We start from the raw sequence: 18,349 nt of genomic DNA, 5'->3' as shown, positions 1-18,349 counted from the left end.
CCGGTTAAAGAGTCTTCACAGTCCAGGCCCCGGCATGCGCCGGGTCGGACACCAGTTCGCGGTCGCACCGGAACTCATCCACTTCGTGTTCGTGGCCCGGCAAGGCACACACCACCGTGTGGCCCTCGCCGCGCAGCCGGGCAATGGCCTCGCGCAGCGAAGCGTCCATGCCCCAGGGCGCACGAATGGCGGCCACCAGCGGGCGCGGCGCAACGGCCGACACCAGCTCCTTGAGATCGAGGCTGAAGCCCACCGCCGGACGCTTGCGACCGAACACCGCGCCCACCTCGTCGTAACGCCCGCCCCGGGCCAGCTCGGCCGGCTCACCCTGGACATCCCGCGCGAACAACGCGAAACGCATGCCGGTGTAGTAGGCATAGCCACGCAGGTCGGCCAGGTCGATGGACACCTCGATGTTCTGCGTGTGCGCGGCCAGCCAGGCCAGGCTGTCGAGCGCCGCGTGCAATGCGGGCGATGGCGACAGGCAACGCCGGGCCTCGTCCAGCACGGCGACGTCGCCGAACAGGCGCGGCAGCGCGCACAGGTCGCGCCGCACCTGCTCGGGCAGGTCAGAGGCCAGTGCGCGCAACTCAGCCACATCCTTGGCGGCCAGTGCGGCGTGGATCTGCGTGATGCGAGGGGCGTCCAACGGCACGGGCGCGAGCACGGCATCGATCACACGCACATCGGCCAGGTCGAGCAGCAGACCGGTCACACCCGCACCGCGCAGGCAAGCCTGGGCCAGTTCAAGGGTCTCAAGATCGGCTTCGAGTCCGGCGTGACCGTAGATCTCGGCACCGAACTGCAATGGCTCGCGACTGGCCAGCGGGCGGTCGATGCGGGTGTGCACGACGGGGCCGCAATAGCTCAGGCGCGCCACGCCCTGACGGTTGAGCAGGTGCGCGTCGATCCGGGCAACCTGCGGCGTGCTGTCGGCGCGCAGGCCGAGCGTGCGGCCCGAGAGCTGATCGACCAGCTTGAAGGTTTGAAGATCAAGCGCTTCACCGGTGCCCGTGAGCAACGATTCCAGGTGCTCCAGCAACGGCGGCATGACCAGTTCGTAGCCATAGCCACGTGCTGTGTCCAGCAACCCCCTGCGGAGTTCTTCGATGTGGCGAGCCTCGGAAGGCAGGACATCGGCAATGTGATCCGGGAGGACCCAGGCAGACATGGGCATTTTCGGGAGCTGTTAAAAACGTGATTTTACCGGGCCGGAAACGGTGTTCCGACCTCGCCGGACGCCGGCCTCAACAGCCGGGCCTGGTGCCCGACGGCCAGAGCCTCAGATCAGCCACCACCAGAGCAGGAGGCCGGAGACCAGACTGAGCAGGCCAAAGAAGCGAAGCTGCCCGTCCTGAAGCTTGAGGATTTCGCTGAACATGCGCCGCCAGACGCCCGGCGCGATGAAAGGCAACAGGCCCTCGAAGATCAACACCAGGGCCAGGGCGAGCCAGAACGCGTCGGCAGGCACACCGACCACCCTTCAGCGAGCCACTTCGCTGCTTCGCAGAGCCTTGAAGAAGTCCGAAGAAGGGTCCACCACCATCACGTCGGATTTGCCCGCAAAACTGGCCTTGTACGCCTCCAGGCTGCGGTAGAACTGGGCAAAAGCCGGATCACGACCGAAGGCTTCACCAAAGGCGGCGGCGGCCTTGGCATCGCCCTCACCCTTGATGAGCTGCGCGGCGCGGTAGGCTTCGGACACGATCACTTCACGCTGGCGATCGGCGTCGGCCCGAATCTTTTCGCCTTCGGCAAAACCCGTGGAGCGCAACTCATTGGCAACACGCTTGCGCTCGGCTTCCATTCGCTGGTAAACCGACAACGTGATGCTCTCGGCGTAGTCCACGCGGGTGATGCGGACGTCCACCACGTCCATGCCCCAGGGTTTGTCGGCTCCACGCACGGCTGCGAGCACCTCGCGCTTGACATCGTCCATGAGTTGCTCACGGCGGGACGACAACAACTCGTTGAGCGTGCGCTTGTTGACCTCTTCCTGGAAGGAGTTGCGCACCACACGGTTGAGCTGCAAGGCGCCAGCGCGTTCATTGACGCCAACGTTGCGAATGTACTGCTGGGGATCGCTGATGCGCCAGCGCACATACCAGTCGATCACCACACGCTGTTTCTCGGCCGTCAGCGTGGGTTCGGTGTCGGTGCTCTCCAGCGTGAGCAGGCGTTTGTCGATGTAGGACACGTTCTGGAACGGCGGCGGCAACTTGAAATTGAGCCCCGGCTCGGTGATCACCTGCTTGATCTGTCCGAGCTGGAACACGACGCCGAACTGGCGCTGGTCCACGACGAACAGCATGGAACTGGCGATGGCCAGCGCCACGATAAAGGAGGTGAGGATGAAACCCAGTTTGTTCATTTGCTTTGCTCTCTAGTCACTCGTACCCGTCCGCCGGCTCAGCGGGTCTCACGCTCGCGCGAGCGCGCGGCGTTGTCCTGGCTGCGGGAAGGGGGTACGGACGACGGAATCGTCGGGCTGGGCGTCGGCGCGGAGCTGGGTGCGGCGACAGGAGCCTGCGCGGCCATTTGCATGATCTTGTCCAGTGGCAGGTACAGCAGATTCGAACCCGACTTGGTGTCCACCAGGACCTTGGTCACGTTGCTGTAGATTTCCTGCATGGCATCGACGTACATGCGCTCGCGGGTGACCTGCGGCGCCTTCTGGTACTCGGCCAGCACCGAGCGGAAACGCTGCGAATCGCCCTCGGCCTGCGCCACGATCCGGGCGCGGTAGCCTTCGGCTTCTTCGGTCAGCCGGGACGCCGCACCGCGGGCTCGTGGCACCACGTCGTTGGCGTAGGCCTCGGCCTCGTTCTTCGCACGCTCACGCTCCTGACCGGCTTTGAGCACATCGTCGAAAGAGGCCTGCACCTGCTCGGGGGGGCGCACGCCACCCTGCTGCAGGTTGATGCCCACGACCTCGATACCCACTTTGTAACGGTCCAGAATGGACTGCATGAGGACCCGAACGCGTGGTGCGATCTGGTCGCGCTCTTCGGCCAGTGCCGCGTCCATACGCATCTTGCCGACCACCTCGCGCACGGCCGTTTCAGCGGCCTTGACCACTGCGGCGTCCGGGTCGCGGCTCTCGAACAGGAAGGCACGCGCATCGTTCAGGCGGTACTGGACCGCAAACTTGATCTCGACAATGTTCTGATCGATGGTCAACATCGCCGAATCCCGCAGGCCCGTGGCCGGCAACACGTTGTCGCCGCCCACGTCCACCGAACGGATCTGCGTGACGAAAACCGTCTCGTGACTCTGTACCGGATAAGGCAGACGCCAGTTGAAACCAGCGCCCACCGAGCTGTGGTACTTGCCGAACTGGGTGATGACGGCTTGCTGGCCTTCCTGCACGATGAAGAAGCCCGTGCCAAGCCAGATCAGCACCACCACGCCAACGATCAAACCAGCGCCAATGCCCGTGCTCTTGGGGCTCGGATTGAAACTGGGCATTCCCCCACCACCCGAGCCGTTGCCACCCTGCCCGCCGCGGCCACCTTTGCCACCGAGCATGCCACCGAGCTTGCGGTTGAAGTCGCGCCAGAGTTCGTCCAGATCGGGAGGTCCCTGATTGGGGCCCTGACCGCGCGGTGGCTTCTGCTGAGGGCGTTCCTCGGTATCGCGCCCCGACTCCGGCTCGTTTTGCGGCTTGTCACCGCCACGCGAGGCGTCATCACCACGTCCCCAACGGGGATCGTTGAGGTTGAACATGCCCAGCAGGACACGCCAGCCGCGACGGATTTTGCCGTGAACGCCGGCTTCAGCGCCACGCTCGGGTGATTGCAGATTCACATCCATGTGTTGCCAACTTCTTTTCGAATCAAAACCACGACATTGTGCCCAATCAGGGCAGCACATTTTCGATGCTGGGGGTCTCCCCCGGGGTATTCGGATCCAGGGCGGTTGCCTGTGACATCACGCGACTCGCGAGCAGCGAACGCAACTCGGGAAGGCCCTCGCCAGTCTTGGCGCTCACGTAGATACGAGACACGGAGGCACCATCCAGTTCCATCGAGTCACTCAGCAGATGCGGAACAGCCGCCGGATCCATGGCATCGAGCTTGTTGAACACCAGAATCTGCGGCACCTGATCTGCTCCAATGTCTTTGAGCACACCCAGCACTGAGGCAATCTGCTCCGGATGCGACGGATTGGACGCATCCACCACATGAAGCAAAAGATCGGCGTCGGCCGCTTCCTGCAGCGTGGCAGCAAATGCATCCACCAGGCCGTGGGGCAGGTCACGGATGAAACCCACGGTATCCGACAAGGAAACCGAACGCCCGGCTTCGCCCAAATACAGCTGACGGGTGGTGGTGTCGAGCGTGGCAAACAGCTGATCGGCAGCATAGGCCCGGGCTTTGACCAACCCGTTGAACAGCGACGATTTGCCCGCATTGGTGTAACCCACGAGCGAGATCGAGAAGGTATCGCGGCGTTCGCGCTGGCGGCGCTGGGTGGCACGCTGTTTCTTGACCTTCTCCAGCCGCTCCTTGGTGCGCTTGATGGCCTCTCCGATCATGCGCCGATCCAGCTCGATCTGAGTTTCACCCGGACCACCGCGCATGCCAATGCCACCACTTTGTCGCTCCAGGTGCGACCAGCGGCGCACCAACCGGGTTGACAGGTATTGCAGCCGCGCGAGCTCCACTTGCAGCTTGCCTTCGTGGCTGCGTGCGCGCTGGGCAAAAATTTCGAGGATCAGCAGCGTCCGGTCGTTCACCGGCAGGCCCAGATGGCGCTCCAGGTTGCGTTGCTGCGCCGGACTCAGCGACTGGTCGAACAAGATCTCGGCGGCGCCAGAAGACTGGGCCAGCATTTTGATCTCGTCGGCCTTGCCGGACCCCACAAACAGGGCCGGATCGGGCGCGCGCCGTTTGCAGGTGACGCGGTCGGCCACCCGATAGCCGGCTGTCTGCGCCAGCAGGCCAAGCTCTTCGAGCGCGGCGTCAAAATGGGGCAACCCGAAATCCACGCCCACCAGAATGACCGATGGCGTGGCGTTGCGGGAAGGATCAGGCGGGTTCAAATCAGTTCAACCGGCCTTCGGCGCTGCAGGCAACCGCGCAGCCGGGGCTGCCCGGTCGCTTGCAGGATTCAGGGTGTGAATCAAGAAGCAGCGGGCTCGTCCGCACCAGCGGCGGAAAACTGCACCGGACGGCCCGGCACGATGGTGGAGATGGCGTGTTTGTAGACCATTTGCGTGACCGTGTTGCGCAGCAACACGACGTATTGGTCAAACGACTCGATCTGACCCTGGAGCTTGATGCCATTGACCAGATAGATCGACACAGGAACGTGTTCCCGGCGAAGCTGGTTCAGGAAAGGGTCTTGCAAGAGCTGGCCTTTGTTATTGCTCACGATATGCTCCGTGTTCAAAAAAAGTTAATGAGGCATGCACCATACCACAGCCCTGCCCCAAGGACGAGGCTGCGCGCAGGAGTGCTCACTCCTTGAAGGGGTTGGTCGAGGTTTTGAACTCGATGCGCAGCGGCGTACCCACCAGGTCGAACGCCTTGCGAAAACGGCCTTCCAGGAAGCGCTTATAGGCGTCGGGCACGTGTTCCAGCGAGTTCCCGTGGATCACGATCACCGGCGGGTTCATTCCGCCTTGGTGGGCATAACGCATTTTCGGGCGGAACATACCACTGCGCTGCGGCGCCTGGAACGCCACCGCCTCCAACAGCAGACGCGTCAGCACGGGCGTGGACATCTTGCGCATGGCCGAGGCGTGCGCCTGAGCGATGGACTTCCAAACCGGCCCCAATCCCTGGCGCTTCTTGGCCGAGATTAGGTGCAGCGAGGCGAATTTGAGAAACGCCAGCCGGGTCTCGATCTGGCGTTCGATCTGCTCACGCTGGTAGGCATCAACGGCATCCCATTTGTTGATGGCCAGCACCACGGCACGCCCGCTCTCCAAAATGTAACCCGCGATGTGTGCATCCTGGTCGGTCACACCCTGCGTGGCGTCCAGCAACAGCAGGACCACGTGGGCGTTTTCGATCGCCTGCAGGGTCTTGACCACCGAGAACTTCTCAATGGCCTCGAACACCTTGCCCTTGCGGCGCAGGCCGGCCGTATCGATCAACTCGTATTTCTGTCCCTCACGCTCGAACGGCACCGAAATGGCGTCGCGCGTGGTGCCCGGCAGGTCGAACGCCACCAAGCGCTCTTCACCCAGCCAGACATTGATCAGGGTGGACTTGCCCACGTTGGGCCGCCCGGCCACCGCCAACCGGATCACCCCGGTTTCGACCTCGGGTTCTTCGTCGTCCAGATCCGGCAGCCCGGGTATGGCTTCCAGCGCCGTTTCCAGCATGGAGCGCACGCCCTGCCCGTGGGCACTGGACACCGGCAAGACCTCGCCCAGGCCGAGTTCAAAAAACTCGACCAGTTGCAGCCCCTGCGTCATACCTTCGGCCTTGTTGGCCACCAGCACCGTGGGTTTGCCCAGGCGGCGCAGGTATTGGGCGATTTCGTGGTCCTGCGCACTGATGCCGGCGCGCGCATCCACCACAAAGATCACCACATCCGACTCGGCCACAGCCTGCCGGGTCTGCTTGGCCATTTCGCGGTAGATGCCCTCGCTGGCATCGGGCTCAAAGCCGCCGGTATCGATCACGATGTACTCGCGCTTGCCCAGGCGGCCATTGCCGTAGTGGCGGTCACGGGTGAGGCCGGCAAAGTCGGCCACGATGGCGTCGCGTGAACTCGTCAGGCGGTTGAACAGGGTGGACTTGCCCACATTGGGGCGCCCCACCAGAGCGATGACGGGTTTCACGAAACAGTACCTTTCAATTGCATGGACCAGAACACGGTCCCATTCCCTGGCTTCGCCAGGCCCCACGAGGGGGTCCAGTCATTCTCGGTGCAACACCGCGAAGGACCGGCGCCACGCGCTCACTGGGGTCGCCAGGCGTACACGCCGCCCTTGCGCGTTTGCACCACCATGACCTGCCCGGCCAGCACGGGAGCGGCGATCACAGGAGATCCGTCGGTGGACAAACGGGTCATTTCGCTGCCGTCCTCGCGCGAGAGCAGGTGCACCAGTCCCGTGCCATCCCCCACGGCGAGCACCCGACCGACCGCCAGCGGGGCTGTCAGGTCGCGGTATTTCAGGCGGCTGGACTCCCAGGCCTGTTCGCCGGATGCGCGCTGCCAGGCCAGCAACCGACCGTCCGCTTCGCTGCCGAAGACCAGGTTGTCATCGCCATGAACCCCGGTCCTGCCCTGCGCTGGTTTGGACCAGACCACACCACCGCGGCTGGTGTCCACGCAGCCCACGGCCGAGCCGTAGGAACGGGTGCAGACGCTGCTGCCCACGCGGCTGACCGGCCCCACCAGATCCACCAGACGTTCGACCTCGTTGGTCCCGCGCGCGGTGGCCACCGGGGCCTCCCAGCGAATGGAACCATTGAGCGGATTCAGGCCGGTGAGCCGGCCGGACAAACCGACCACGAGGGTGTCGTCCACCGCGAGCAACACGCCCGACTGGCGCAGCACCAGCGGCTCCCCGGGGCGCGACTGGTTCCACAAACGGGCACCAGTTTGCGCGTCGAACGCCGTCACGGCGCGGTCGGCGGTCAGCACGAACACACGAGCGCCGGCCACGAGAGGCGCCGTGAAAGAGCGCGCCGGCAGGCGCACGCGCCAGCTGACACGGCCTTCGGTGATGGCCACCAATTCGTTGTCCTGGGTGATCACAGCGGCCGTCTGGCCATCGGAGCCCACGCCGGCGGAAACCGGTGTGCCCAGGTTCAGACGCCAGAGGTCCTGACCCGTGTTCGCATCCAGCGCCACCACCGTGCCGGCGCCACCGGTCAGGAACACGCGCGTACCGACCACCATGGGGGTCACCGTCGCGCTGGTCGGACCCACTTGGGCTGTCCATGCCAGCTTCGCCGTCAGGAGCGCTGCCACCGGCGGCAGCTCAGCCGGCTTGGGCTTGTCCGGGCTGGACGAGCAAGCAGACAGTCCCAGAGCGGACGCGACCACCAGAGCGATCAACGCCCGGGAACCATGGCGTGTGGACAGATTCAAGTGGGACAGCGATTTCAAGGGGAGGCCTCCGTGGCGGGGGACAGGGTGGACACATCCACACCCAGCGAAGCGAGCTTGACTTCAACCAGTTTGCGGTATTCAAAACGCCCGCCCAAAGCGCGCCAGGCGTTCTGGTATTGGGTTTTGGCCTCGTCGGCCTTGCCCTGGGCCAGGTAGACGTCTCCCCGGCGATCGGCCGCCAGCGGCTCGAAGGCCTTGGGCAGTGGCGCTTCCAGGGTCTTGAGCGCCTGGTCATAGGCCTTGGCCTCCAGGTCCAGCGCAGCCAGGCGCAGCCGCGCCACGGCCTGGTACGACTCGTCCGACGATTTCTCGGCCACCCAGGACAGAGCGGCGCGCGCACCGTCGGCCTTGCCCGCTTCAAACAGCGTCTTGCCCGCGAGCAGCGCTCCCTGGGCTGCGAAGGTGGTGCCCGCGAAGCGGTCTTTCATCTCGGTCAGCGCACGCTCGATCCGGTCCGCGTCGCGCGCGACGGCGGCCCGTTCGATCTCGTCGTAGAGCGCCGCGGCCTTGATGGCTTGGTTGCGTTGCCAGTAGTTCCAGCCGTTCCATGCGGCCATGGAACCGAAGACAGCGATCAACACCCAGGTGATGAGGTTGCCGTACTGAGCCCAGAAGTGTTTGATCTGATCGAGCTGTTCCTGCTCTTCAAGGTCGAGGTGTTTGGCCATGTGGGATATGCAAATGCGGTTCGGGCGATTGTAGGCGGCGGTTGGAGGTGTTCAGGCGCTGCGCAATATGGCGCCCCAGGCCGAGGGATCGGCCAGGGGCTGCAGCGACTGCGCCACCACCGTCGACGGAGCGCCGATGGTGTCGGGCGCGCGCAGGGGCTTGAGGGATACCATGCCCTGCGCCAATTCATCGGCACCAAAGATCAGGGCAAACCGCGCACCGCTTGCATCGGCTTTCTTGAACTGCGACTTCATGCTGCCCATGCCTTCGGCCCCCCCGGCGTGCATGAGCACGCTCACGCCCTGCTGACGCAGCACACGCAGCAGCGTCATGGCTTGCGGCAGCGCGGCCACATCGGGCACCACCGCGTAGGCATCGGGTGCGGGTTGTTCGGGCAGGCAGCCCTGCTCTTTCAGCAGCTCCAGGATGCGTTCCATGCCCAGCGCCCAGCCCACGGCCGGTGCCGACTTGCCACCGATCTGCTCGAACAGGCCGTCGTAGCGACCTCCGGCACAGACCGTGCCCTGCGAGCCCAGTTGCGTGGTCACGAACTCGAACACGCTGAGGTTGTAGTAATCCATGCCACGCACCAGGCGCGGGTTGATGCGGTACGCGATACCTTGCGCGTCCAGCAAAGCGCGCAGGCGGTTGAAGTGATCCAGCGACTCGGCACCCAGATGGTCCATGAGGCGGGGCGCCGCGTTGACCACCTCCTGCATGGCGGGGTTCTTGGTGTCCAGGATGCGCAGCGGGTTGCTGTGCAGCCGGCGCTTCGCGTCCTCATCGAGCCGGTCAGCGTGGGCCTCCAGGTGGGCAATGAGCGCCCGGCGGTGTGCCAGCCGCTCGGCCGGCTGGCCCAGGCTGTTGATCTCCAGCTCGATGCCGGAAAGACCCAGCTCGGCCCAGAGGTCGCAGGCCAGAACGATCAGCTCCGCGTCCACGTCCGGGCCGGCAAAGCCCAACGCCTCGGCGCCGAACTGGTGGAACTGGCGGTAGCGCCCGCGCTGCGGACGCTCGTGGCGGAACATCGGCCCCATGTAGTACAGGCGTTTGCCGCCGTCGTACAGCATCGAGTGCTCCAGAGCGGCGCGCACCACGCCGGCGGTGTTCTCGGGGCGCAGAGTGAGCTGTTCGCCGTTCAGCCGGTCTTCGAAGGAGTACATCTCCTTTTCGACAATGTCGGTCACCTCGCCCAGACCGCGCACGAACAGCGCGGTCGGTTCCACGATGGGGGTGCGCACGTTGCGGTAGCCGTAGCGCTGCATGAGCGAGCGCAAGCGGTCTTCGAGCCACTCCCAGTGTGCGGACACGGGCGGGGCAATGTCGTTCATGCCTTTGACAGCGCTCAGTTTTTCAGCCATGGGTGATGCTCAGAGGGAGAGATGAACCGGCTGGGCGCGGCATCCGCCGGCCCGCCGTGGACAAGCCGCGGCCGCGGCCCTTCAGGAACCGGATCCGTACCGCTTCTCGATGTAGTTTTCAACGATCTGCTGGAACTCGCGCGCGATGCCCTCGCCGCGCAGCGTCAGTGCTTTTTCCCCATCGATATAGACCGGGGCGGAAGGCGCTTCGCCGGTCCCCGGCAGGCTGATGCCGATGTCGGCGTGCTTGCTCTCGCCCGGTCCATTGACGATGCAGCCCATCACCGCGACCTTGAGGTTTTCCACCCCGGCGTAACGGGCGCGCCAAAGCGGCATGGAGCCGCGCAGGAAATCGTCGATCTGTTTGGCCAGTTCCTGGAACGTGGTGCTGGTCGTGCGACCGCAGCCCGGGCAGGCGGTCACGCTGGGCACAAAGGCGCGCATGCCGAGCGCCTGCAATATCTCGGACGCGATCACCACCTCCTGCGTGCGCGATTCGCCTGGCTGGGGCGTGAGCGACACACGGATGGTGTCGCCGATGCCCTGCTGCAGCAGCACCGACAGCGCCGCCGCAGAAGCCACGGCGCCCTTGGTGCCCATGCCCGCTTCGGTCAGCCCCAGGTGCAGCGCGTGGTCGCAACGTTGTGCCAGGGCCTGGTACACGGCGATCAGGTCCTGCACGCTGCTCACCTTGCAGGACAACAGGATGTTGTTGCCATTCAGGCCAATGTCCTGCGCCCGGTGCGCCGAGTCGAGCGCGGACGTGATCAGGGCCTCGTACATCACCTGGCGGGTGTCCCAGGGTTGGGCGCGCCGGGCGTTTTCATCCATCAGCCGGGCCAGCAGATCCTGATCGAGGCTGCCCCAGTTCACGCCGATGCGGATGGCCTTGTCGTGGCGCGCCGCGATCTCCACCATCTGGGCGAACTGCCGATCGCCCTTTTCGCCACGCCCCACGTTGCCCGGATTGATGCGGTACTTGGACAGCGCCTCGGCGCAGGCCGGGTGATCGCTGAGCAGGCGGTGGCCGTTGTAGTGAAAGTCGCCGATCAGCGGCACGTTCACCCCCATGCGGTCAAGCTGCTCGCGAATGTGGGGCACGGCCTTGGCGGCTTCGTCGTTGTTGACCGTGATGCGCACCAGTTCGGAGCCGGCCAGCGCCAGTTCCTTGACCTGGATCGCGGTACCGATTGCATCCGCGGTGTCGGTGTTCGTCATGGACTGCACCCGCACCGGCGCATCGCCCCCCACGGTCACGCGATGGGTGCCCCAGGCGACCACGGCCTGCCGGGTCTGGCGCGCGCGCGCCGCGGACAGCGCAATGGGCTGGGATTCGGCATCGAGTGTCCGGCTGCTCGCGGGCGGGCGGACGGCGGTGTCAGTGGTCATGCTCATTTCACCTCGAAACGGGCCACGCTGTTGCGCGCATAGGGCGTCACATCGAACGGGCGGCCACGCACCGTGACCTGGGCTGCGTCAGCACGCCCCAGCACCACCGAATAGGGCGGAGCTGCGGAGAAGTCCATCACATCACCGGCTTTCAGCATGCGCTGCACCACCACCTTGCCCGAACCGTTGATCACCTGCAGCCAGGACTCGCCCGTGGCGGCGATGCTCAGCAGGCTACCGGACGTGGTCAACGGAACTGCAGATGCCGACGGTACGGCCACCGACTCCGGAGCGGGGGCGGCGTTGGAGGATTCGGCCACGGGCGTTTCCTGCGGCAAAGGCTGGCTGTCGGGTGGGGTCCCGAGGGCCGCCGGAGATGCGGGCGATGCATCAGAAGCGACGGGCGCAACGGGCTCGACGGCGCTGCCCTCGGTCGCCGGCGTCCCTGACTCGGCGGGGCTCACCGTTTCACTGACCGTGGGTGGTGCCTCGCTGCCCGAGCCGCCCGAGGTCAGCAATCCGGCATCGAACGCCGGAAGGAAAGCCAGCACCAGTGTCGCGAGCAGCAGCACCACCGCGGCCAGCACGGCGGGGCGAAGCAGCCAGCGCAAGGGACTGCCCGACTGGGCATCGTTGGGGGTCTTGAACGGGGCATTGATCGCCGGGTGCGGCGCACCCAGTTGGGGTGCGTGTCCGAGCGGAATCTGCGACAGGACGATGGCTGGATCGATCTTGAGGTGGCGGCTGGCGCTAGAAGCCAGCGCCCGGGCAAACGTCATGTCCGGCAACTCGTCGTAACGCCCGGCCTCCAGCGCCTCAAGCTTCTTGACGGGCACCTTCAGTGCCGCAGCCAGCGCAGCGATGTGCAGGCCGGCGGCCTCGCGGGCCTGCCGAAGAAAGACCGGTGGGCTCTCCGCCGACTCGTCCATCTGAGCCATGGCGTCAGGATCCTGGGACCACTGCTCACTCATCGAAAGATCCCCGCTGGTAGGCCGCCCACTCACGAGACTGCGGATAACGGCGTGAAAGCTGCTGGGCCAACTGCTTGACCGCATCGTTATTGCGCAGGCGGCGTTCCACCTTGATGCCCAGCCAGAGCGTCTCGGCGTTGGCGAGTTCGGAGTTGTTCACCCGCCGGACAATGAATTGGGCCCGGGTATCTTCATTCCGCCGAAACAGCAGCGATGCCAGGTTGTAGCCCACGTAGGGGTTGCCCGGATCGAGCTCGTAAGAGCGGGCGAAACTACCTTCGGCTTCCGGTAGGCGCCCCATGCGGAGCTCACACGTGCCTTTGAGCATCAAGGTCTTGGCCTGGCCACTGTAGATCGGGCTGGACAGCGCTTGCGTGAACGACTGGATCGCCTCGGTGTGGCGGCCCTGATTGCAGGCAAACCAGCCGAAGTTGTGCAGGGCATCCGGGTCCTTGGGATTGATCTGCAAGGCCCGCTTGAAGCTGTCTTCTGCCTGGCGCGCGTCGTTGAGCCGCATATAGACCAGGCCACGCAGCACGTAGGCGGGGCCATAGGTCGGGTCGGCCGCCAGCGATTGTTTGATTTCGTCAAGAGCGACCGAGGTCTGCCCTTGCTCAAAGTAGTTGGAAGCCAGCTCCAGACGGATGCGCGCGCGCTTGCGGGTTTCGGGTTCGTCCGATTCGGTGATGGGCTCGGCCGTGGTCGACGTGGCCGATGCGGGCGGGGTGGCACACCCCTGCAACACCGCCATCGCCAGCAGCATCGGCACAAGCAGGACCAGCCCAGCGTAGCGCCTGGTCCATCCTTTCGCAAAACCATGCCCGTCGGAACCGAATCGAAGTACTGGTGTCATGCCTGTTTTTCCTTGGCTGTGTGCACAAACCGGATGGGTTGCTCGGTCTGCTGCCGGCGCTGCGACAGACGGCTCGCCGCATTGGTGCGGTCCAGCACATCTCCCGCAAGCTGGCCGCAGGCGGCATCGATGTCGTCACCACGCGTCTTGCGCACCGTGGTAACGATCCCGCCATCGTTGAGAATCTTGCCGAAATGCAGCACCACCGACCGGGGTGAACATTTCAGGCCCGAATCGGGGAACGGATTGAACGGGATCAGGTTGATTTTGCATGGAACCCCTCGGCCCCCATGGCCCTTGAGCAAGGCCAGCAACTGCCGGGCGTGTTCGGGCTGGTCGTTCACCCCGTCGAGCATGCAGTATTCGAAGGTGATGAAGTCGCGCGGCGCGGCCGGCAGATAGCGCAGGCAGGCGTCGAGCAGCTCGGCGATCGGGTACTTGCGATTGAGCGGCACCAGCACATCGCGCAGCGCGTCGTTGGGGGCGTGCAGCGACACGGCCAGAGCCACCGGGCAGTCCTGGGCCAGGCGGTCGATCATGGGCACCACACCCGAGGTGGATACCGTCACGCGGCGGCGCGAGAGGCCATAACCATGGTCGTCCAGCATCACGCGCAGCGCCGGGATGAGTGCGCCGTAGTTCTGCAGCGGCTCACCCATGCCCATCATCACCACGTTGGTGATCACGCGCTCCGTTTTGCCCAGGTGCTTGCGCAAGAACCGCTCGGCGTGCCAGAGCTGTGCCAGGATTTCACCGGTGGTGAGGTTGCGCGAAAAGCCCTGGTGGCCGGTGGAGCAGAAGCGGCAGCCGACGGCGCAGCCGGCCTGGGAGGAAATGCACAGGGTTCCGCGGTCGTCCTCGGGGATGAACACGGTTTCCACCGCGTTGCCGTCACCCACATCGAACAGCCACTTGATGGTGCCGTCGGCAGAGTCCTGGCGCGAGAGCACCGGCAAGCCCGTGATGGCGCAGACCGAAGGCAGCTTCTCGCGCAGGCTGCGCGCGAGGTCGGTCATCTCATCGAAGCCCGACGCCCCTTTTTGATGAATCCAGCGAAACAGCTGGACGGCGCGAAAACGCTTTTCGCCCAGCTTTTCGCAAAAGGCGGCCAAGCCTTCAAGATCGAAGTCGAGCAGGTTGGCCGTCATGACATGATCAACGCGAATAGACGTTCATGCCGGCAAAGAAAAACGCCACTTCGGCCGCAGCCGTTTCGGGCGCGTCGGAGCCATGCACGGCGTTGGCGTCGATGCTGTCGGCAAAGTCGGCGCGAATGGTGCCGGCGGCGGCTTTCTTCGGATCGGTCGCGCCCATCAGGTCGCGGTTCTTGGCGATGGCGCCTTCGCCTTCGAGGGCCTGGATCATCACGGGGCCGGAGATCATGAAATCGACCAGATCCTTGAAGAAAGGACGCTCTTTGTGCACAGCGTAAAAAGCTTCGGCTTCGCCACGCGAGAGGTGGGCCATGCGGGCCGCCACGACCTTCAGGCCGGCGGCTTCAAAACGGGCGTAGATCTGGCCGATGACGTTCTTGGCGACGGCGTCGGGTTTGATGATCGAGAGGGTGCGTTCGATGGCCATATATATCCTTGGGTTTTGTTGGGTAATTCGTGATATTTGCGATGTCCCGCAAAGCCTTTGATTCTACAACGGGCGCCCGGTTTCCAGCCCACTGCGCGACTTGGCCGCAGCGAAACCAGGCGAACGAAACACAGACTCAGCGCCCGCCTTGGCGACCGCCTCCACGGCGGCGTCCACCACCAGCTGGGCCGCCCCGGCCGCCGTCCTGCTCACGCTGGCGCTGCAAGGCGTCCTGACCGATGTAGCCAAACGAGGTCTTCATGGGATCTGGCTGGGAAGGCTTGCCACCCTGCCCTTTGGGGCCGCCCTTGCCACCGCGGGCATTCGGAGCGGTGCCTGGCGCGCTCGTGCCGTCTGGCGCCCAGAGGCTGCGACCCCGACGGGCACCCGGCGGCGGCGCGTCACCACGGCTGCCGGCCGGATTGCCATAGGTCTTGCCCCCTTTGTTGCCCGCCTTACCCCGGTTGGCGGGATGACGGCCCACGGGACGGGCCGCTCGATCGCCCTCACCGGCGGCGGCGTGCATGCCAGCCGCGGCGGTAAGCCGGTCGATATCGCGCTGGTCGAGCTCGATCCACACGCCGCGCTTGAGGCCTCGCGGCAGCATCATGGCGCCATACCGGATGCGGATCAGGCGGCTCACCGCATGGCCCACCGCCTCGAACATGCGACGCACCTCGCGGTTGCGGCCTTCGCCAATCGTGACCCGGTACCAGCAATTGGCGCCCTCGCCACCGCCGTCTTCGATGCTGGCAAACTGCGCCACGCCGTCGTCGAGCCGCACACCGTCGAGCAGGCGCTGCTTTTCATCGTTGGACAGGGCACCGAGCACACGCACCGCGTATTCGCGCTGCAGGCCAAAGCGCGGGTGCATCAGGCGGTTCGCCAGTTCCCCCGAGTCCGTCAGCAGCAACAGGCCTTCGGTGTTGATGTCGAGCCGGCCGACCGACTGCCATTTGCCCTGGTACAGGCGCGGCAAACGGCGGAACACCGTGGGGCGGTTCTGCGGGTCGTCGTGCGACACCACCTCACCCGCGGGCTTGTGGTACGCCAGCACGCGCGGTGGCGGCGGCGTCATGCGCACCCGCACCGGCTTGCCGTTGACCTTGATCACATCGCCGTACTGAATGCGCTGGCCGATGTGGGCCGGCTCGCCATTGACCGAAATGCGACCCTCCAGGATCAACTGCTCCATTTCCAGCCGCGAGCCCATGCCCGCCTGCGCCAACACCTTGTGCAGCTTGGGCGATTCGGCCTCGGGCGCGAGCACCCGCTTGGTGGGCAATGGCAGGTCTTTTTCCTGTTCGGCGTCAAAAGCGCCGCTGACCACGTCGTCAAAGCGCAGCGCTTCGGGTTCAGCGGGTCGCCGTGCCTGGGCTGCAGGCACAGGCGGGCTGGCCTCGACCACCTCCGGCGGACTGGATGCGGGTACGGGTTGCTGCACCGCGTCGTCCCGGGAAGGACCCTCGGGTGCCAACTCAGGCGGGTTGTGTGGGGGTGGCACCGGTGTCATGGTTGTCCTGTGGGGAGGCTTCCAGCGGCAATTCGCTGGCGAGGCCGGGGGCGGAATCGGGAAGGGAGGCGTCGGCGGCAGGAACGGCTTCTGCCGCGATCTCGGCGTCTTCGTGTGGGGGCTGCAAGCTGACCGAAAGCGACTCGAAATCGAGCCGGTCCAGCGCCGACTCCTGCACATCGCTGCCTTCGAGCGGCGGCAACTGGTCGAGCGAAGAAATCCCCAGATCGTCGAGGAACTGGCGGGTGGTGGCGAAGAGCGCCGGTCGGCCCACAGTTTCTCGGTGACCGATCACTTCCACCCACCCGCGGTCTTCCAGCTGCTTGAGAATCAGCGAGTTGATGGTCACGCCCCGGATGTCTTCCATGTCACCGCGCGTCACGGGCTGACGGTAGGCGATGATGGCCAGCGTTTCCAGCGTTGCACGCGTGTACCGGGGCGGTTTTTCCGGATGCAGACGATCCAGATAGGGGCGCAGCTCCGGCCGGCTCTGGAAGCGCCAGCCGCTGGCCACCTGGACCAGCTCCACGCCGCGCCCGGCCCAGTCCAGCTGCAGGTCGGCCAGCAGGGTCTTGAGCGCGTCGGGTGAGACTTCCATGTCGAAGAGAACGCTCAATTCCCGCACAGTCAGCGGTTGGGGCGCGCAAATCAAAGCCGTCTCAAGGACGCGCTTGGCATCCGTGGTGTTCATCGTCGTGTCTGTCTGTAACCGGCATCCCGCCCGGGCGGGATGTCCATGAGAACAAGGTCGGCATGGCCTGCAAGCGCCCCATCGTGGATGGAGTCCAGCGGCCTCAGCATCGGGTTTCAGGCACGTCGTCCCGCAAGGGAACAATCAGGGGCCAATAGGGAGCTGTGGGAGAAACCGGGCCCGCTTCGGGCCACTGCGCAGACTGGCGTGGCGTCACCCCAGCTGGCTCTCATTGTAATGGAGACCGGTCTCTGCCAGCAGTTGCTGGAAATCCGCTGGCGGGGGGATCAGGAAATCGAGCGACTGGCCCCGCGTGGGGTGCAGCAGGCGCAGCCGCGTCGCGTGCAATGCCTGGCGCGCCATTCCCCACAAAGGCTTGCCGCCATACAGGGTGTCGCCGACCAGGGGGTGCCCCAGCCAGGCCATGTGCACACGGATCTGGTGCGTCCGCCCAGTGTGCAGTTTGCAAGCGACCAGACAGGCCTGCTCCGTTCCGTCGAGCAGGCGCACCGTGGTCTGGGCCGGCTTGCCCGTGGCGGACTCGGGTCGCACCACCGCCATGCGCAGCCGGTTGTGCACATCGCGGCCGATCGGCTGGTCGACGGCCTGCTCAGCCGGCCCCTGCCAGCGCCCATGTGCGAGTGCCAGGTACTGCCGGTTGACCTCGCGGGCGGCGATGGCGCGCACCAGCGCCTCGACCGCCTGCCGGCTCTTGCCCACCAGCATCAGCCCCGACGTGTCCTTGTCGAGCCGATGCACGATGCCCGCGCGGGGAAGGCTGGCGGCCGCGGCATGGTGGGCCAGCAGGCCATTGAGCAAGGTGCCGCTCCAGTGGCCCGCCGCCGGATGCACCACTAGGCCAGCCGGTTTGTTGATCACCAGCAGGTCGGCGTCTTCAAAGACCACCTCCAGCGCCATGGGCTGCGGCACAAAGGCCATCGCCTGCTGGGTGGGGCGCAGTTCCACCTGCAGGCGCTCGCCCACGGCGATGCGGGCAGCGGCCTTGTGGGCCGGCGCGCCACGCAGCCATACCGCGCCGTCGGCCATGAGCTGCTGCAGGTAGGAGCGGGAGAATTCGGGAATGAGCCGGGCCAAGGCGCGGTCAATGCGCCAGCCGTGCATCTCGGCCGGAACCTCGCACAAGCGGATCTCGACCTCCAGCACCTCGTCGCCGAAGGCGGGCGTCTCAAGGTCTTCCACAGACACGGAACGGCTTTGCACACCCCCCGTCGATATAATTTCCGT

18 protein-coding genes are annotated in these 18,349 nt (G+C 65.4%); all 18 read right to left on the bottom strand.

Annotation, left to right across the window (positions count from 1 at the left end):
• Window positions 1-4: 4 nt before the first annotated feature.
• Window positions 5-1,171, bottom strand: coding sequence for an ATP phosphoribosyltransferase regulatory subunit (locus HTA01S_RS07760; RefSeq protein ID WP_068168845.1), 1,167 nt, complete (start codon window positions 1,169-1,171; stop codon window positions 5-7).
• A 111-nt stretch (window positions 1,172-1,282) separates the two neighbouring features.
• The gene (locus tag HTA01S_RS07755; RefSeq protein ID WP_068169612.1) at window positions 1,283-1,471 is read right to left on the bottom strand and encodes a DUF2065 domain-containing protein; all 189 of its coding nucleotides are present in this window, start codon (window positions 1,469-1,471) and stop codon (window positions 1,283-1,285) included.
• A gap of 12 nt (window positions 1,472-1,483) precedes the next feature.
• Window positions 1,484-2,371, bottom strand: coding sequence for a protease modulator HflC (gene hflC, locus HTA01S_RS07750; RefSeq protein WP_068168841.1), 888 nt, complete (start codon window positions 2,369-2,371; stop codon window positions 1,484-1,486).
• Window positions 2,372-2,409: 38 nt separating this feature from the next.
• A complete protein-coding gene (hflK, locus tag HTA01S_RS07745) occupies window positions 2,410-3,726 on the bottom strand; it encodes an FtsH protease activity modulator HflK (RefSeq protein ID WP_068169610.1) in 1,317 nt (438 codons plus the stop codon).
• Window positions 3,727-3,859: 133 nt separating this feature from the next.
• On the bottom strand, window positions 3,860-5,044 hold the full coding sequence (hflX, locus tag HTA01S_RS07740) for a GTPase HflX (RefSeq protein ID WP_068168840.1): 1,185 nt from the start codon (window positions 5,042-5,044) through the stop codon (window positions 3,860-3,862).
• A gap of 80 nt (window positions 5,045-5,124) precedes the next feature.
• Entirely contained in the window at window positions 5,125-5,394 is a 270-nt protein-coding gene (gene hfq, locus HTA01S_RS07735; RefSeq protein WP_084235938.1) for an RNA chaperone Hfq, read from the bottom strand.
• Between the two features lie 67 nt (window positions 5,395-5,461).
• Window positions 5,462-6,796 (bottom strand): ribosome biogenesis GTPase Der, encoded by a 1,335-nt coding sequence (der, locus tag HTA01S_RS07730; protein WP_068168833.1) that lies wholly within the window; start codon window positions 6,794-6,796, stop codon window positions 5,462-5,464.
• Window positions 6,797-6,915: 119 nt separating this feature from the next.
• Window positions 6,916-8,064, bottom strand: coding sequence for an outer membrane protein assembly factor BamB (gene bamB / locus HTA01S_RS07725; RefSeq protein WP_157572034.1), 1,149 nt, complete (start codon window positions 8,062-8,064; stop codon window positions 6,916-6,918).
• Window positions 8,065-8,069: 5 nt separating this feature from the next.
• The gene (locus HTA01S_RS07720; protein WP_068168831.1) at window positions 8,070-8,744 is read right to left on the bottom strand and encodes a YfgM family protein; all 675 of its coding nucleotides are present in this window, start codon (window positions 8,742-8,744) and stop codon (window positions 8,070-8,072) included.
• A 51-nt stretch (window positions 8,745-8,795) separates the two neighbouring features.
• Entirely contained in the window at window positions 8,796-10,106 is a 1,311-nt protein-coding gene (gene hisS / locus HTA01S_RS07715) for a histidine--tRNA ligase (RefSeq protein WP_068168829.1), read from the bottom strand.
• Between the two features lie 81 nt (window positions 10,107-10,187).
• A complete protein-coding gene (gene ispG / locus HTA01S_RS07710) occupies window positions 10,188-11,501 on the bottom strand; it encodes a flavodoxin-dependent (E)-4-hydroxy-3-methylbut-2-enyl-diphosphate synthase (RefSeq protein ID WP_084235936.1) in 1,314 nt (437 codons plus the stop codon).
• Window positions 11,498-12,433 carry a helix-turn-helix domain-containing protein gene (locus HTA01S_RS07705; protein WP_068168823.1) on the bottom strand — a complete coding sequence of 312 codons (936 nt, stop codon included), beginning with the start codon at window positions 12,431-12,433 and terminating at the stop codon, window positions 11,498-11,500. The genes ispG and HTA01S_RS07705 overlap by 4 nt, the downstream gene beginning before the upstream one ends.
• Window positions 12,434-12,458: 25 nt before the next feature.
• Complete coding sequence (gene pilW / locus HTA01S_RS07700) at window positions 12,459-13,319, bottom strand: type IV pilus biogenesis/stability protein PilW (protein ID WP_407656097.1); 861 nt, start codon at window positions 13,317-13,319, stop codon at window positions 12,459-12,461.
• Complete coding sequence (gene rlmN / locus HTA01S_RS07695; RefSeq protein WP_068168817.1) at window positions 13,316-14,467, bottom strand: 23S rRNA (adenine(2503)-C(2))-methyltransferase RlmN; 1,152 nt, start codon at window positions 14,465-14,467, stop codon at window positions 13,316-13,318. The genes pilW and rlmN overlap by 4 nt, the downstream gene beginning before the upstream one ends.
• 7 nt (window positions 14,468-14,474) lie before the next feature.
• Window positions 14,475-14,900 carry a nucleoside-diphosphate kinase gene (gene ndk, locus HTA01S_RS07690; RefSeq protein WP_068168814.1) on the bottom strand — a complete coding sequence of 142 codons (426 nt, stop codon included), beginning with the start codon at window positions 14,898-14,900 and terminating at the stop codon, window positions 14,475-14,477.
• A gap of 136 nt (window positions 14,901-15,036) precedes the next feature.
• On the bottom strand, window positions 15,037-16,413 hold the full coding sequence (locus HTA01S_RS07685) for a pseudouridine synthase (protein ID WP_068168811.1): 1,377 nt from the start codon (window positions 16,411-16,413) through the stop codon (window positions 15,037-15,039).
• A complete protein-coding gene (gene scpB, locus HTA01S_RS07680; protein WP_084235934.1) occupies window positions 16,379-17,104 on the bottom strand; it encodes an SMC-Scp complex subunit ScpB in 726 nt (241 codons plus the stop codon). Before scpB ends, HTA01S_RS07685 begins: the two co-directional genes overlap by 35 nt.
• A 213-nt stretch (window positions 17,105-17,317) precedes the next feature.
• Window positions 17,318-18,310 carry an RluA family pseudouridine synthase gene (locus HTA01S_RS07675; RefSeq protein ID WP_407656096.1) on the bottom strand — a complete coding sequence of 331 codons (993 nt, stop codon included), beginning with the start codon at window positions 18,308-18,310 and terminating at the stop codon, window positions 17,318-17,320.
• Window positions 18,311-18,349 lie beyond the last annotated feature (39 nt).

The organism is Hydrogenophaga taeniospiralis CCUG 15921, assembly GCF_001592305.1.
Taxonomy (GTDB): Bacteria; Pseudomonadota; Gammaproteobacteria; order Burkholderiales; family Burkholderiaceae_C; genus Hydrogenophaga; species Hydrogenophaga taeniospiralis.
The sequence above is the reverse complement of the archived record's forward strand: the minus strand, read 5'-3'. Positions and strand labels throughout refer to the sequence as shown.

What these genes read in the sequence shown, in the direction of transcription:
- HTA01S_RS07760 (WP_068168845.1), bottom strand. Translation starts at nt 1,171, where the DNA reads ATGTCTGCCTGGGTCCTCCCGGATCACATTGCCGATGTCCTGCCTTCC.
- hflC (WP_068168841.1), bottom strand. Translation starts at nt 2,371, where the DNA reads ATGAACAAACTGGGTTTCATCCTCACCTCCTTTATCGTGGCGCTGGCC.
- hflK (WP_068169610.1), bottom strand. Translation starts at nt 3,726, where the DNA reads ATGTTCAACCTCAACGATCCCCGTTGGGGACGTGGTGATGACGCCTCG.
- HTA01S_RS07720 (WP_068168831.1), bottom strand. Translation starts at nt 8,744, where the DNA reads ATGGCCAAACACCTCGACCTTGAAGAGCAGGAACAGCTCGATCAGATC.
- hisS (WP_068168829.1), bottom strand. Translation starts at nt 10,106, where the DNA reads ATGGCTGAAAAACTGAGCGCTGTCAAAGGCATGAACGACATTGCCCCG.
- ispG (WP_084235936.1), bottom strand. Translation starts at nt 11,501, where the DNA reads ATGAGCATGACCACTGACACCGCCGTCCGCCCGCCCGCGAGCAGCCGG.
- HTA01S_RS07705 (WP_068168823.1), bottom strand. Translation starts at nt 12,433, where the DNA reads ATGGCTCAGATGGACGAGTCGGCGGAGAGCCCACCGGTCTTTCTTCGG.
- pilW (WP_407656097.1), bottom strand. Translation starts at nt 13,319, where the DNA reads ATGACACCAGTACTTCGATTCGGTTCCGACGGGCATGGTTTTGCGAAA.
- rlmN (WP_068168817.1), bottom strand. Translation starts at nt 14,467, where the DNA reads ATGACGGCCAACCTGCTCGACTTCGATCTTGAAGGCTTGGCCGCCTTT.
- ndk (WP_068168814.1), bottom strand. Translation starts at nt 14,900, where the DNA reads ATGGCCATCGAACGCACCCTCTCGATCATCAAACCCGACGCCGTCGCC.
- HTA01S_RS07685 (WP_068168811.1), bottom strand. Translation starts at nt 16,413, where the DNA reads ATGACACCGGTGCCACCCCCACACAACCCGCCTGAGTTGGCACCCGAG.
- scpB (WP_084235934.1), bottom strand. Translation starts at nt 17,104, where the DNA reads ATGAACACCACGGATGCCAAGCGCGTCCTTGAGACGGCTTTGATTTGC.